Here is a 14,679-nt window from a genome sequence, read left to right on the forward strand (position 1 = left end):
ACATGAATTTAGAGTCTAAGATACCGGAAGGAACTATTGAAGAGAAATGGAAGCGATATAAGTCTTCGATTCGCTTAGTAAATCCGGCCAATAAGCGAAAGTTTGAAGTTATTGTAGTAGGAACAGGTCTTGCAGGGGCATCAGCAGCCGCAACCTTAGCCGAATTAGGCTATCAAGTGAGTGCATTCTGTTTCCAAGATAGCCCACGCCGCGCCCACTCCATAGCTGCACAAGGAGGTATCAATGCTGCCAAAAACTATAAAAATGACGGAGATAGCGTTTACCGGCTATTTTATGATACAGTAAAAGGAGGCGATTATCGAGGACGAGAAGGAAATATTTATCGCTTAGCCGAAGTCAGCGTCAATATTATTGACCAATGCGTTGCGCAAGGTGTTCCATTTGCCCGTGAATACGGCGGAACCTTAGATAACCGTTCCTTTGGCGGCACACAGGTATCCAGAACTTTTTATGCACAGGGGCAAACAGGTCAACAACTTTTATTAGGAGCTTATTCCGCTCTAAGCCGTCAGATTGGCTTAGGTACGGTAAAAATGCACCCCAGAACAGAACTCTTAGACCTCATTATTATTGACGGCAAATGTAGAGGAATTGTTGTCAGAGATTTAAAAACAGGCGAAGTTTCTGCTCACCACGCTCATGCCGTTTTACTTTGCACAGGCGGCTACGGAAACGTATTTTATCTTTCTACAAACGCAAAAGGCTCAAACGTAACCGCAACATGGAAAGCCCACAAAAAAGGAGCATTCTTTGGAAACCCCTGCTACACCCAAATTCACCCAACTTGTATTCCCGTAAGCGGTGATTACCAGTCAAAACTAACCCTTATGTCCGAATCCTTACGGAATGACGGCCGCGTATGGGTACCCAAAAACCCCAATGATACCCGAAAACCACAGGATATTCCCGAAAATGACAGAGATTATTATTTAGAGCGAAAATACCCCGCCTTTGGTAATTTAGTGCCACGAGATATAGCCTCCAGAGCTGCCAAAGAACAATGCGACCTCGGAAAAGGCGTTGGCCCCTCTAAGATGGCCGTTTACTTAGATTTCGCAGACGCAATCAGCCGGCTGGGAGATGACAAAATCAAAGAACGTTACGGAAACTTGTTTGAAATGTATGAACACATTACAAATGAAGATCCTTATAAAACTCCCATGCGGATTTATCCAGCAGTTCACTACACAATGGGCGGCCTCTGGGTTGATTACAACCTGATGACTACCGTTCCCGGACTTTTTGCCCTTGGTGAAGCTAATTTTTCTGACCACGGAGCCAATAGATTAGGAGCAAGTGCCTTAATGCAAGGCCTTGCAGACGGATATTTCGTAATTCCTTATACTCTCGGAAATTACCTCGCCGGTGAATCTTCCGCAACCATCGCCGCAAATCATCCCGCCTTTCAGCAAGCAGTTCAGGAAGTTAATGATAGAATTAAGTTACTTCTGAGTATTAAAGGAAAAAAAACACCCGATGAATACCACCGTGAACTCGGCAAAATCATGTGGGACTACTGTGGTATGGCCAGAAATGAAAAAGGTTTAGAATATGCCAAAGCTCAAATCCGTGCTTTACGTGAAGACTTTTGGAAAAATGTACTCATTCCGGGAAATGCACAAGAACTAAATGTAACTCTTGAAAAAGCCTTGCGCGTGTCAGACTTTTTGGAACTGGGAGAACTTATGGTTATTGACGCATTACACCGCAAAGAATCCTGCGGTGGCCATTTCCGCGAAGAATATCAGGAAGACGGAGAAGCTAAGCGCGATGACGAAAACTTCACCTACGTTGCCGCATGGCAATATCAAGGCGAAGGAAATGAACCTGTCTTACATAAGGAAGACCTTGTTTTTGATTATGTTAAACCTACTAAACGCAGCTATAAATAATGAGTGCCACTCGTAATTACACACTTCGAATTTGGAGGCAATCTTCCGCAAATCAGTCTGGATCTTTGCAAGAATATAAGGCAAGCAATATTTCTCCAGATACATCTTTTTTGGAAATGTTAGATATTGTTAATGAGTCTATTTTGAAATCCGGAGGAGACCCAGTAGCCTTTGATCACGATTGCAGAGAAGGTATTTGTGGAATGTGTAGCTTATACATAAACGGTCGCCCACATGGGCCGCTACAAAAAACGACTACTTGCCAGCTATTTATGCGTAACTTCCCAGACGGTGAGGTTATTTACATAGAACCTTGGCGAGCAAAAGCCTTTCCGGTTATTAAAGACTTAGTTACAGATAGGTCTGCATTTGACAGAATCATGGCTGTCGGCGGTTTTGTTTCTGTCAATACCGGTGCTGCCGTAGATGCTAACGCAATCTTAATTGGAAAAGAGCTTGCAGACCAAGCCTTTGATTCTGCGGCTTGTATTGGCTGTGGAGCATGTGTAGCTGCCTGCAAAAATGCTTCTGCTATGCTTTTTGTGTCTGCAAAGGTAAATCAGTTAGCCATTTTGCCGCAAGGCGCACCCGAAAGAAGAAAACGGGTGGAAGCTATGGTCGCCCAAATGGATGCCGAAGGCTTTGGTAACTGCACCAATACCGGTGCCTGTGAAGCTGAATGCCCCAAAGGAATTTCAGTAACGAACATCGCAAAAATGAACCGTGAGTTCATCTCGGCTACATTAGATTTACTTTGATAACAGCAGTACCCAAATAACTGCAACGTATTACCAACAATTTTATCGTATAAGCTATCCAATAAGATAAGCTCAGATTTCGAGATTTTATGGCCAGCGTAGTCCAAATTCAATCTGTTTCTAAATCCTATGCAGATAAGGTTGCTGTTAATCAGATAAGTATAGATATTCCGGAGGGCATTATATTTGGGTTATTAGGTCCAAACGGGGCAGGTAAAACAACCCTAATTCGGATGCTAACCCGAATTACTTATCCAGATTCTGGAAGTATTCTTTTTCAAGGAGAAATATTACAGGAAAAACACCGACAATTAGTTGGTTATATGCCGGAAGAACGCGGCTTATATCGTAGAGATACACTCTTCAACCAATTATCATACCTACTCCAGCTAAAAGGATTTTCCCCTCTCGAATCCAAAACACGTATTGACTACTGGTTAGAGCGATTTCAGGTTGAAGATTGGGCAAGTAAAGAGTTAGGAGAACTTTCTAAGGGAATGCAGCAAAAAGTTCAGTTTATAGCTACGGTTGCCCATAGCCCCAAATTACTGATATTAGATGAACCCTTTTCCGGATTAGACCCATTAAATTCAAAAATAATAGAAGACATTCTTTTTGAATTGAAAAGTAAGGGAACAACGATAATTTTTTCTACCCACCGGATGGAGCAAGTTGAATACCTTTGCGACCAAGTTGTGCTGATACACCAAGGACGTATTTTGGTAAACGATACCATCAAAGAGCTAAAATACCGTTTTTGGAATCAATCATATCAATTAGAAACATTAGATGTATGTGATTGGTTATCAACAGATTCACGCTTGAATGTTACTGTACATACACCCAATCGGTTAAGTTTTACATTGTTAGAAAATACTACTATAAAAGATATTTTGAGCGAGATAATTCAAAAAAACACCATAATTTCTTTTAGCCAACAGCTTCCTCCATTAAGCGATATTTTCATAAAACTGGTTCAAAACTAAGATAAAAATACAAAGCATAGGCAAACAAGTTCTTTTACAAGTTGCTTATTTCTCTGATTTTGGTATTGAGTTAAGCTAACTTAAATTGTAAGTAGTTTCTAATTATGGTTATACCAAAAATTCGCAAATTATTTTTTATAAATTATATTTTTGGTAGCAAAAAAAGTTATATATTTGTGCATTAATTGTATTCTTACAGAAAATTATGAAGAATCTCGTATTATTATTTGCTTTATTCGTAGTATTTACTACAGTTCGTGTTCAAGCTGCACCCTGTGTAGGTTGTGCTACAGAGTCTTTCATCTTAGGTGGAGACGAATCTTCAGTAATGGTTTTAAATGTGAGCCAAGTTAAAGGTTCAGAAAAGAAAGCCCACAAACTGAAAGAGTCTTTATTGAAAGTAGAAGGCATTACCGATGTTGATATAAACGTTGCAGAGGGAACTGTTAAAGTTGTCTATGAAAAGTCAAAAATCGGATGCTGCTCACGCATTACTTCTACTGTTAAAAGTGCTGGTTGTGACTACAAAGTAGTTTCTAACGACGAGAAAGGTGCTGGTAATGGTGCTTGTTCAGGAAGCAAAAAATCTTGCCCATCCGAAAATAAGTGCTGCTCCAAAAAATCTAAGGAATCTTAATCAAAGTCAAAAGTTTAAAAACAGGAATGGCTGCCCAAAAGGCAGCCATTCCTGTTTTCAATAAGCTTATAGCAAAAACAATCAAGCTGCACTTAAATAGAAGCCCCAAAAAAATGTAGTTTTGTTTTTTACTTCATTACTTCAAGAAATGTTTCAGGAAAATACCCTAAAAGGGAAAACCATTATAGTTACCGGAGGCGGGAGCGGTTTAGGCTTCTTTATGGCAAAAGCTATGGCAAAGGTAGGAGCTAATATTGCCATTTGTGGCAGGCGAGAATCTGTTTTGCAATCTGCAAAAGAAGAATTAGCATCAATGGGTTGCAGAGCTAATGCTTATACATTAGATGTCCGTAACTATAACGAAGTAGAATCAGCATTTAAACAAATTGCTTCAGATTTTGGAACTATTGATGGATTAATTAACAACGCAGCCGGAAATTTTCTCTCTGCATCAGAAGATATTTCACCTAACGGGTTTAAAACTGTGGTAGATATTGTACTCCACGGAACGTTTAATTGCACTCAAAACGCAGCTAAATATTGGATAGCCAAGAAGCAACCGGGAGTTATCTTGAATATTGTAACAACTTATACCGAAACGGGTTGCGCTTTTGTGCTTCCATCAGCTTGCGCCAAAGCCGGTGTGTATGCACTAACCAACACTTTGGCCTACGAGTGGGCAACTTACAACATTAGGGTAAACTCAATAGCTCCGGGACCTTTCCCAACAGAAGGAGCTTGGTCTCGGCTAATGCCCGATAGTAGCTTTGAATCTACGTATCTCAGTAACCTACCCATGAAACGATATGGGAAACCCGAAGAATTAACCAATTTAGTGGTATTTTTAATGTCAGATATGGCACCATATATCACTGGAGAATGTATTAGTATAGACGGAGGCGAAAGACTTAGTGCGGGTATGTTTAACTATATGGCTACCCAGATGCCCCGCGAAAACTTAAAAGCTGCCTTTGCAGCAATGCGTAGTATAAAAAAATAATAACATGACAGAAAGGAGCAGTATTTTTGATATGATAGGACCCGTTATGATTGGTCCTTCGAGTTCACACACCGCAGGAGTAGTTCGGATAGGGCGCGTAGCACGAAGAATATTAGGAGCAAAACCTGAAACCGTACTGGTTACGTTTTACAATTCTTTTGCCACCACCTTTGAAGGGCATGGCAGCGATAGAGCCGTATTAGCCGGCCTCTTAGACTATGCCACCGATGACCCCAAAATCAAAGAAGCATTACAAATTGCCATAGAGCAAAATATAAACTTTACGTTTAAACCGGTTATTTCTCAGGCAATGCCCCACCCAAACACCGTCCGGATAAAAGCCTCTACGAATCAAAAAGAAGTAGAAATAATTGGTATCTCCAGAGGGGGCGGACTTATATCTATTATCGAAGTAAACCATTTCTCCTGCAATTTTACAGCCCAACTACACACATTGATTATCTTCGCTGACGATATAAAAGGAAGTATTGCTTTCATTACAGACATAATAGCACATGACGACTGCAATATTGCAACCATGACCGTTACCCGAAAAGCCAAAAACAACCTCGCCAGCTTAATATTAGAAATGGACTCCGGCCTTAAACACACAACAATAGCATATCTTAAAAATCTATCTTGGGTAAAAGAAGTAATCTACTTTCCAGATATAGATACTCCCTATAACCCGGTATGAACCAACCCAAAGTATCAATCATTACCATTGTCTATAATGGAGAAAAATATTTAGAAAAAACCATTCTCAGTGTCATCAATCAAACGTATCCGGCCATAGAATATATCATTATTGACGGAGGTTCTACGGATAAAACACCCTCAATTATTAACCAATATCGTTCTGAAATTCAGATAGTTGTTTCAGAGCCAGATAAAGGAATTTATGACGCAATGAATAAAGGTTTGCAGAATGCTACCGGAGATTTCGTGTGGTTTATGAACGCAGGCGATACTATTTATGAGCCTGAAACATTAACAAAAGCTATACAACAATGGCGTGGAGAGGACGCTTTGTACGGAACAGCTGCTATTGTGGATGAAACCGGAAATTTCTTAGGTATGAGAAGACTACAAGTTCCCGAAGCCCTTACATGGAAATCTATGCAAACGGGAATGGTAGTATGCCACCAAGCATTAATCATAAGACGTTCTATTGCAGCATTTTATGACTTATCTCATCCCTATTCAGCAGATATTGACTGGGCTATTCGCAGCCTTCAAAAAGCCCAAAGTACTTTAAACACACATTTACCCCTATGTCGCTACTTAGAGGGGGGATTTTCAGCTAAAAATCGTATTGAATCACTTCTTGATCGGTGGAAAATCATGACTAAACATTATGGATTAGCTACAACAACCCTAAACCATTTCATAATTCTCTATAACTTAATTTACTACCGCTTAAAAAGCCTTTTTGTAAAACCTTCCTGACTATTTCTTACATCATCGTAACTACTCAAAGAAGTTATATGGATATTTGAGTATAATCTGGAAAATTATCTGCCAATAAATGTATCTGAACGGTAAATGAATTCCTTAAAGGTTTGTATCTTTGCCCGATTGTAAGTGTATGTCTATCCATAAACCAAATCCCAAAAAAATAACTACTTACACTCTATCCGAGATGAAAGCGCGGGGAGAGAAGATTTCGATGCTCACTGCCTACGATTTTTCATTTGCCCAGATTTTAGATGATGCCGGAATAGACGTATTGTTGGTTGGAGATTCAGCCTCTAATGTTATTGCCGGCCATGAAACGACCTTGCCCATTACCTTAGACCAGATGATTTATCATGCTTCATCAGTAGTACGAGGCGTAACAAGATCTCTTGTTGTGGTAGATTTACCTTTTGGAACATATCAGGGGGATTCCTTAAATGCACTTAAAAGCTCTATCCGAATTATGAAAGAATCCGGAGCCCACGCTATTAAGTTAGAAGGCGGAGAATATGTATTAGAATCCGTCAAACGAATTACGGCCTCCGGAATACCGGTAATGGGGCATTTAGGGCTTATTCCGCAAAGTATCTATAAGTTTGGTTCTTATGTAGTAAGAGCCAAAGAAGAAATCGAAGCCGCTCGGTTATTGGAAGATGCTAAGTTATTAGAAGAAGCCGGTTGTTTTGCTATAGTTTTAGAGAAAATACCGGCCTCATTGGCAGCAAAAGTAACCCGTTTGATTTCTATTCCGACTATCGGAATCGGAGCCGGCTCTGAATGTGACGGCCAAGTATTAGTAACCCACGATATGCTCGGGATCACCCACGAATTTGCCCCCCGATTCCTACGCCGCTACAATAATTTATATGATTCAATGAAGGCTTCTTTCCAAGCCTATAGCCAAGATGTTAAAAATCGCAATTTTCCCAATGAAAAAGAAAGTTATTAATCAGTTACTTATAGCCACATTGCTCGGTATCTTTATTACCGGATTTGCTTTTGCACAAAAAGGGAAATCGGAAAAAGAAACTAAACCTAAAAAAGAAAAGACTGCTAAGTCCCAAAAACAATCTGAACAAGATACAGCAGCCCCTGACTCACCGCCGGTAAATACAACCGGTAATGATCCAAATTTTCAGTACCACTTTGAAGCCTATGATGATAGGTATTCTGTTTCCAAACCTTGGGAGTTAGCTATTGCTCCGCAAATTACCTTTTTGCACAGCAGCCAGCAGGGAAAAATTGGTGGCTATGGAAATTATGATTATCACGTAGTAGAAAATACCAAGCCGGGGTTTGGAGGCATGTTAGGCGTATGCCGCCATTGGGCGTCTGATAACAAACGCTGGAACGTAGGAGCAGGACTGTTCTTTTCTTACAACTCCGCTTCTTTTGTTTACACACATACACTCTACCACACACGGGTTGCCACAGATTCTATACACGGCAAAGTAAATTATGGCGTAGTTTCGGCTTACCTGCCCGTAATGCTCCGCTGGTACGTGAAACCAAGTAAATTTTACCTTTCCACCGGACCATACTTTATGCCAGCACTCATGAATCTAAACAAAACTGACTTTTTTACTTACCAAAATGCCGCTTCAGGAAGCGAAAGCCACCAAAATATAAATGTGCCGCCTAAGACTAAAATGAGCATGGGGCTTCATGCCGGCATTGGAGCACATCTTGGAAGTACTTTAGAGTTAGAACTTAGGGTAAATAAAAGTTTGATGGTAGTTAGTGAATCCCCCAATTTGGGTACTATCATGGTTCAAGCTATTATTGGTCTTCGTTTTTAATTAAATTTTTCTCCTCGATTATGAGTTGGGAAACTATTCTTGCAGAAAGCATTCGTTCTGCGATACCAGCAGCCTTGTGTCTATTAATGGCATGGATAGTTTTTCGGTCTATGCACCGCCAAGCAGAGTTAAAAGACCTCCGCAGACTTAGGCTGAAAGCATTTGCTACCTATGTTCCGATGAAAATAGCTGCTCATGAGCGTATTATTTTGTTTTTAACAAGAACAGAAATTATCCCCTTAATTCAGCGCTGCGACCCAAATAACAAACCCGTAGAACTATTTCGTGCTCAATTAGTTGAAGAAATTAAAGCAGAATTTCAGCATAATATCGTTCAGCAACTTTATGTTTCTGCTAAATCTTGGGGATTGGTTACCAGCGCAAAAGAACAAATAATTTCATTTATCAATCAAGGTTCAGCCTCTTTACCGCCCGAATCTCCGGCTATCGAGTTAGCTAAAATTCTAATCACGTCTGCACCGGAATTAGAACCCTCTTTGATTCAGCAAGCGGTTGACTCTTTAAAACAAGATGTTTCTGAACTTTTTAACTATTAAAAAAACAACCGGCTATTTTTAAACCATGTTATTATACGCTATAGCATCCTATCAATATCTTGCTGATGAATTATTAAGTCATCATAATTTTGAGCAAGGATTAATTGAGCGCAAGATTTTCCCGGATGGGGAGTTGTATCATCGAATTATAGATGATGTAGCCGATAAGGAAGTGGCTCTTATTGCTGGAACTCCCACAGATTACGACCTTGTAGAGCTTTATGATTTGGCAACGGCATTGGTTATGGGCGGTTGCAGACGGCTGCAAATTATTATCCCATACTTTGGCTATTCAACTATGGAACGTTCTGTAAAGTCGGGTGAAATCGTTAAGGCCAAGAACCGCGCCAATATTTTATCGGCTTTACCGCATGGAAATAAACCTATTGAATTTACCCTATTAGACCTTCATGCTGAGGGGATTCCGTATTATTTTCAACTCCCGATTGCGCCACACCATCTATATTGCAAGCAAGTTGTGCTTGAAGCTGCTACTTCTTTGGGTGGTAAAAACTTTGTTTTGGCCTCAACAGATTCCGGTAGAGCCAAGTGGATAGAATCTTTAGCAAAAGATATGGAAATTGAGGCTGCTTTTGTTTATAAAAGACGCCTTAGTGGCAAAGAAACCCAAGTAACCGGAATCAATGCAGATGTGTCTGGCAAAACAGTGGTAATTTATGATGACATGATACGAACCGGAGGCTCATTACTCAAGGCAGCAAAAGCTTATCAAGAGTATGGTGCTAAGGATATTTTTGCCGTCTGCACCCATGCCATTTTACCGGATAATTCTCTTGATATACTACAAAGCAGCGGATTAATAAAAAAGATAATCGCTACAAATACTCATCCACGCTCTATTATATTGAAAAATAGTTTCTTAGAGATTCGTTCGGTTGCCTCTATCATTAAAGCACATTTGCTAAAAGGGCAATCTCGTTGATTCTATCAGCACATCTTTGGCTTTGATTAGTTCCTGCAATAATATTTCAGTCGGCTGATTTTTCGGATAAACAGCTTCTATTCTGGTATTTTCACGGTTTTGCAAGCCGGTAGCGTATGTTTTGTCATAATAACGTAAGGCGATTTGGCAGGCTTGGGCTAAATCTTGGCTTTGAATAGCGTTAATAGCTTGTTGGATTGCTTGTGGTCCTAATTTTTTCTGAATTTTTTGAAATGCAGTTTGTAAACTTTCCGAAGATATTTTTCCATAACATTCAACCAAATAGCGTGTTCTCTCTTCTAAGCTGCTGTTTATCTGAACGATAGGGGCTTTTCGCATAGAATTCCAAACTCCTTCCGGTATGGTTAATTTACCGATTGTTCGGCTTTCATCTTCTATCCAAAAATATTTTTTGGGGTCTAATAATCTAATAGAATGAGCAAGCAGGTTTTCAAAATGCTCTTGGCTTGGCTGCAGGATATTTTCTAAATTTCCAAAAGCAGAGCCTTTATGGTTAGCTAACTTTTCTAAGTCTATTACCGGTTCTTGGGCATCTGCAAGTTTGCTCAGCAACATAGTTTTTCCCGTTCCGGTAAAGCCACTCAATACCACAAGAGCAAAATCTGCATCCAAGCTGGTTAAAACCCAATTTCTAAATGATTTGTAACCTCCTCGCAGCAGATAGGTATCAATTCCATATTGGCTTGCTAACCAAGCTACTGATTTGCTGCGCATTCCGCCTCTCCAGCAGTATAAAAATAGTTTTCCGGAAGAATTTGCCGCACGTAATTGCCGAGCTAAATCCGCTAATCTACTTCCTAATAAGTTAAACCCTGCATCAATGGCATTATTTTTTCCTGATTTATGGTAAATAGTTCCCAAATAAGCTCGTTCGGTATTTGAAAATAGCGGTATATTTATAGCATCAGGAATATGCCCAGCCAGAAACTCGTCCGGTGAACGAACGTCTATAATGCAATAATTCCGGGCATTGGATAAAAATGTTTGAATGTCTAAATAAGTATCTACATTCATCCGACCCATTTAGTAATAACTTCTTTTCCCAGCCATAACGCTAATAACCAGACAATTCCCTTTATTAAAAAAAAGAGAAAAGCACCAACCCCCATTCGTTTTAGCCAATATAACCACTTAGGACTGTTCATTATATTGCTGGATTATGGTACGCATCTCAAGCGCTTTTTCTTCAGGAGAGGTTGGATTTCCGTGTACCCAAGCTCCTGTTTCTGAAGAAGCATTAAATTTTTGAGTGTTTGCAGTACGTAATGGAGGGTAAAACTCAACATGAAACCGGTAATAAGAATAATCTTTACCGGTATTTATCGGGGCAGCATGAAAAACCATCATATAAGGAAATAAAGATTGATAAATTTGGTCATACATCCAAACAATTTGCTGTAGTAGCTTTCCAAAAGCTAACAAATCATTTGTTGTAAAGTTCGATAAAGTTAAGAACTTTTTTTTCGGAATTACAGTAAGTTGGTAAGGATATTCTGCCCAAAAGGGAACAAAAACGCCCCAAGAATCTGTTTCAAAAACCATTCTTGACTGAACAGCCTTTTCTGCCAAGAGCCAATCATCGTGAAAATTACGATGATTGGCAAGATTATAGTTAGAGCAAAAATCTAATTCTTCTTGCATCTTTCTGGGAATGAATGGGTAAGCATACAGTTGTCCATGTGGGTGAGGCATGGTTACGCCTACTGCTTCCCCACGATTTTCAAAGATATAAATATAGTTAAAATCAGGATTTCTGCTTAGTTCATCAACGCGGTTTTGCCAAAGTTGTACTAACCGCAGCAGATGTTTTTCCGATAAGTCATACAAGCGGCCAAAATGATCCGGAGAATACAAGATAACCTCGCACTGCCCAATAGAAGGTTTCTTTTGAAAGATTCTATCTACTAAATCCTGATTTTCAGGATTTAGTGAAATTTCTGGATTAGGGGTGCTTGGTTTAGTAAGAAGTATCGGAAAGTCATTTGGATAAACATAAACTTGGTAGTCATCCGGTACTTTAGTGCTTTTGGGGCAAAATGGGCACCAGCCTTGAGGCATTAAGGGGCGATGCTGACGATTTGTAGCCAACATCACCCACCATTTATGCACTGGATTCCAACGTAATTCTTGCATCAGCAGGAATTACTAAGATTCTGTAATGTTTTGAGCGTGAATGAAATTTTATGAAGTGCGCTTTGCACCATATTTTTGCACTAATTGGTCGTCGTAATGGTCTGCATAGTTTCCAATACGGAAAATCATATCAGCAGCTTCGTCATAGTCTAAGCCACGAACTTCGCGTATCATTTTGATATAGATTACGTCATTGTATTTTGTAAAAGCTACGCCAAAAAGCTGGTGGTTCGTTTCCAATAATTCTTGCATAAATGCAACTTGATTACCCGCTGGCATATAGCATATTGGAGACATCGTCTGAAAATAGGAACGTTTTTCGCTTTCTAAATAGAAAATATCAACCCAAACGGGAGCAGATCCTTTCACTAAATTCCATTGTCCGGGTTTTTCACCTCTACAGCCCGCAGGATCAATGCCTAAGTTAGTAATAAATTTTTCTACGATGTCGTAGTACACTTGTAAGTCTTCCATAAAAATTTCAAAAAATACGTGGCAATTTATAAAAAAAGTTAGTACAGACAAAAAATCCGTAAAAAAACTTGTCGGTTTAAATGATTTGCGGGGTATAAACTTTTTCTTTTAGAAAGCTATTGCGCCTCCCGCTTTAAAGTCAAAAGGACGTTCTTGGTAGCCATACCAACGATAGTATTTGGTATTGAGTAAGTTATTTGCTGCTATAAACACCGAAAAACGTTTAGAGAAGCGGTAATCTATATGTGTGAATAAATCTAAAAAGCCATTTTCGGTTATTAATTTTTGCGTACTCTGGTCGTAGGCCATAGCTCTACTGCCTACAAATGCTCCTCCAATAGTTGCGGTTAGTTTGTCAGCAAAGCGATAGGATCCGCTAAATTGCATCCGAAGAGCCGGTAAATGAAAGGCGGCTTGTAAGTTACTGGTTTTTAGGTTGTAATAACTAACTTTGGCATTAACGCGAGTTTTTAGTTGTGAATCATAGTTAAATTCTGCTGTGAATCCAGTTTGCTTAAAGTTTTTCTCATAGATAGGAATAAGGTATCCTAAATTTGGCATCCACGTTGATGAATCTACACTTTTAGGAGTAGCAAAAATAACAGCTTGTTCTACGTTTCGGGTATGGAAAGCTACGTCATAGCTAATTCCCTGTCCGGTACTCCCGCGTACGCCAATGCGGAGATTAAGTTTTTCTGAACCCGGTAGTACATTGAAAGATTGATATAGATACCGATTTTCTTGAAGAATACTTTCTAATGTATTAACAATCAAGCCTCCGGAATAAGACACATAAGGTGTAAGAATATCTGGAACAGCCAAGTAGCTTAATTCTGCTATTGGGGCAAACCGAAATACGCTGCTATCCCCAAAAGATAGGTTGCTTAACCGAAACCCACCTTGAATCCGAAACTGGTCTGTCAAATCATATCGAACTTGCGGCTGGAAATCTAACGCTATCCGGTTGTAAGAAGTGTCTGTAATAGACGGAAATCTAAACTGCTGATTTGCTTTGTAATACGTAGCCGAAAGCGGAAGTATTATTCCTAATTGGTCATCAATCTTGATAGTAAGGCTTGGGCTAATACCAACTGAAAGTTCTTTTAGATTAGATTTAGTAGAAAAGTGATTGATATTCAGGCGAGTATTGTGAATTACCTTTTGGGTGGCGGAAAAATTACTCCCGAGATTAGCCACAAACCCAAATGATTGTAACCAATTTTCAAAATCCGGAAAAGGCAATCTATCTCTATCTGATGTAGTATCTGCAAAATACCGGTATCCCGTTCGGTTGTAATAAATTTGAGCTGAAAGTGTGTGTTTGGCTAAATAATAACTTGTTTTGGCAGAGAGTTTTAGCTGACTCCGTTTTGTGTTGGGCAGATATTGGTTTTGGAGGCTGGAATAATCTACATGAATGCCCCAATCATAATCATCATTGCGGCCATTGGATAGAAACAGTTGAAGAAAAGGGTTGTCAAACCGTCCGTAGCCAAACTTTAAGTAATTGGGCAATAGTTTTTCCCACTTAGGCTTAGGAAGCGGCGTTGGTGTGATAGCCGGAGCCGGAAAAGTTGGCATAAACTTAGTCTCTATAGGATTGTAACTCAATGGCTTTGTCTCTAATTTAGAAACATTAGGTTCGGGAATATCCAGATTGATTTTCGAGCCAATTATAATTTCTTCTTGGCGTTCTTTTTCCAGCAGCATAGTGTCTTTTCCTGCAAGAGGGTTGTTTTTCTGGGCATTTAAGTCCGAAAACATTACACAGAAGCATAACAAAAACAGAAAATGGCGAAAGCTATAATCCATAGCACAAAAATATATTTCAGCTACGGCAACAGCGCTATTTTGGGGAAAAAATGCTTCTTAATATAAAGCACATTATTTTTGGGGATAACCTTTGTTTTTTAGACTGGGGTTAGCTATCTTGAGCGTGTTGCACAACCTCTAAATTTTAAAAAAGCCCAAATTTTCTCCCGTTCAAAATAAATTTTGAT

Annotated in this window: 15 protein-coding genes; 11 read left to right on the plus strand and 4 right to left on the minus strand. The window is 39.5% G+C overall.

All coding sequences use genetic code 11. From position 1 onward, the window contains the following. Nucleotides 1–2 precede the first annotated feature (2 nt). The 11 genes from LC115_07520 to prs all read left to right on the plus strand — a co-directional run bounded on the left by LC115_07520 (nucleotide 3) and on the right by prs (nucleotide 10,051). The gene (locus LC115_07520) at nucleotides 3–1,913 is read left to right on the plus strand and encodes a fumarate reductase/succinate dehydrogenase flavoprotein subunit (protein MCZ2356519.1); all 1,911 of its coding nucleotides are present in this window, start codon (nucleotides 3–5) and stop codon (nucleotides 1,911–1,913) included. Next, nucleotides 1,913–2,671, plus strand: a complete 759-nt coding sequence (locus tag LC115_07525; GenBank protein MCZ2356520.1) for a succinate dehydrogenase/fumarate reductase iron-sulfur subunit — start codon at nucleotides 1,913–1,915, stop codon at nucleotides 2,669–2,671. The genes LC115_07520 and LC115_07525 overlap by 1 nt, the downstream gene beginning before the upstream one ends. An 89-nt stretch (nucleotides 2,672–2,760) precedes the next feature. Further along, nucleotides 2,761–3,657, plus strand: coding sequence for an ATP-binding cassette domain-containing protein (locus LC115_07530; protein ID MCZ2356521.1), 897 nt, complete (start codon nucleotides 2,761–2,763; stop codon nucleotides 3,655–3,657). A 205-nt stretch (nucleotides 3,658–3,862) separates the two neighbouring features. After that, nucleotides 3,863–4,294, plus strand: a complete 432-nt coding sequence (locus tag LC115_07535) for a hypothetical protein (GenBank protein MCZ2356522.1) — start codon at nucleotides 3,863–3,865, stop codon at nucleotides 4,292–4,294. A 148-nt stretch (nucleotides 4,295–4,442) separates the two neighbouring features. Next, nucleotides 4,443–5,294: an SDR family oxidoreductase gene (locus tag LC115_07540; GenBank protein MCZ2356523.1), complete on the plus strand. Its 852-nt coding sequence runs from the start codon at nucleotides 4,443–4,445 to the stop codon at nucleotides 5,292–5,294. Nucleotides 5,295–5,298: 4 nt separating this feature from the next. Further along, on the plus strand, nucleotides 5,299–5,991 hold the full coding sequence (gene sdaAB / locus LC115_07545) for an L-serine ammonia-lyase, iron-sulfur-dependent subunit beta (GenBank protein ID MCZ2356524.1): 693 nt from the start codon (nucleotides 5,299–5,301) through the stop codon (nucleotides 5,989–5,991). Then, nucleotides 5,988–6,743 carry a glycosyltransferase gene (locus LC115_07550; protein MCZ2356525.1) on the plus strand — a complete coding sequence of 252 codons (756 nt, stop codon included), beginning with the start codon at nucleotides 5,988–5,990 and terminating at the stop codon, nucleotides 6,741–6,743. The genes sdaAB and LC115_07550 overlap by 4 nt, the downstream gene beginning before the upstream one ends. 139 nt (nucleotides 6,744–6,882) lie before the next feature. Next, nucleotides 6,883–7,701 carry a 3-methyl-2-oxobutanoate hydroxymethyltransferase gene (panB, locus tag LC115_07555; GenBank protein ID MCZ2356526.1) on the plus strand — a complete coding sequence of 273 codons (819 nt, stop codon included), beginning with the start codon at nucleotides 6,883–6,885 and terminating at the stop codon, nucleotides 7,699–7,701. After that, nucleotides 7,682–8,551, plus strand: a complete 870-nt coding sequence (locus LC115_07560) for a PorT family protein (GenBank protein MCZ2356527.1) — start codon at nucleotides 7,682–7,684, stop codon at nucleotides 8,549–8,551. Before panB ends, LC115_07560 begins: the two co-directional genes overlap by 20 nt. Before the next feature lie 20 nt (nucleotides 8,552–8,571). Continuing rightward, nucleotides 8,572–9,108 carry a hypothetical protein gene (locus tag LC115_07565; protein ID MCZ2356528.1) on the plus strand — a complete coding sequence of 179 codons (537 nt, stop codon included), beginning with the start codon at nucleotides 8,572–8,574 and terminating at the stop codon, nucleotides 9,106–9,108. Between the two features lie 25 nt (nucleotides 9,109–9,133). Further along, the gene (prs, locus tag LC115_07570) at nucleotides 9,134–10,051 is read left to right on the plus strand and encodes a ribose-phosphate diphosphokinase (GenBank protein ID MCZ2356529.1); all 918 of its coding nucleotides are present in this window, start codon (nucleotides 9,134–9,136) and stop codon (nucleotides 10,049–10,051) included. Here the strand turns inward: prs and mnmH are convergent. The 4 genes from mnmH to LC115_07590 all read right to left on the minus strand — a co-directional run bounded on the left by mnmH (nucleotide 10,031) and on the right by LC115_07590 (nucleotide 14,443). Continuing rightward, the gene (mnmH, locus tag LC115_07575; protein ID MCZ2356530.1) at nucleotides 10,031–11,095 is read right to left on the minus strand and encodes a tRNA 2-selenouridine(34) synthase MnmH; all 1,065 of its coding nucleotides are present in this window, start codon (nucleotides 11,093–11,095) and stop codon (nucleotides 10,031–10,033) included. The two genes, prs and mnmH, sit on opposite strands and share 21 nt — an antisense overlap. Before the next feature lie 108 nt (nucleotides 11,096–11,203). Continuing rightward, nucleotides 11,204–12,205, minus strand: a complete 1,002-nt coding sequence (gene galT, locus LC115_07580) for a galactose-1-phosphate uridylyltransferase (protein ID MCZ2356531.1) — start codon at nucleotides 12,203–12,205, stop codon at nucleotides 11,204–11,206. 48 nt (nucleotides 12,206–12,253) lie between these two features. Next, nucleotides 12,254–12,679 carry a YbjN domain-containing protein gene (locus tag LC115_07585; protein ID MCZ2356532.1) on the minus strand — a complete coding sequence of 142 codons (426 nt, stop codon included), beginning with the start codon at nucleotides 12,677–12,679 and terminating at the stop codon, nucleotides 12,254–12,256. A 108-nt stretch (nucleotides 12,680–12,787) separates the two neighbouring features. Continuing rightward, nucleotides 12,788–14,443, minus strand: a complete 1,656-nt coding sequence (locus tag LC115_07590; protein MCZ2356533.1) for a TonB-dependent receptor — start codon at nucleotides 14,441–14,443, stop codon at nucleotides 12,788–12,790. Nucleotides 14,444–14,679 lie beyond the last annotated feature (236 nt).

The sequence above is a fragment of the Bacteroidia bacterium genome (assembly GCA_026932145.1).
Lineage (GTDB): Bacteria > Bacteroidota > Bacteroidia > J057 > JAIXKT01 > JAIXKT01.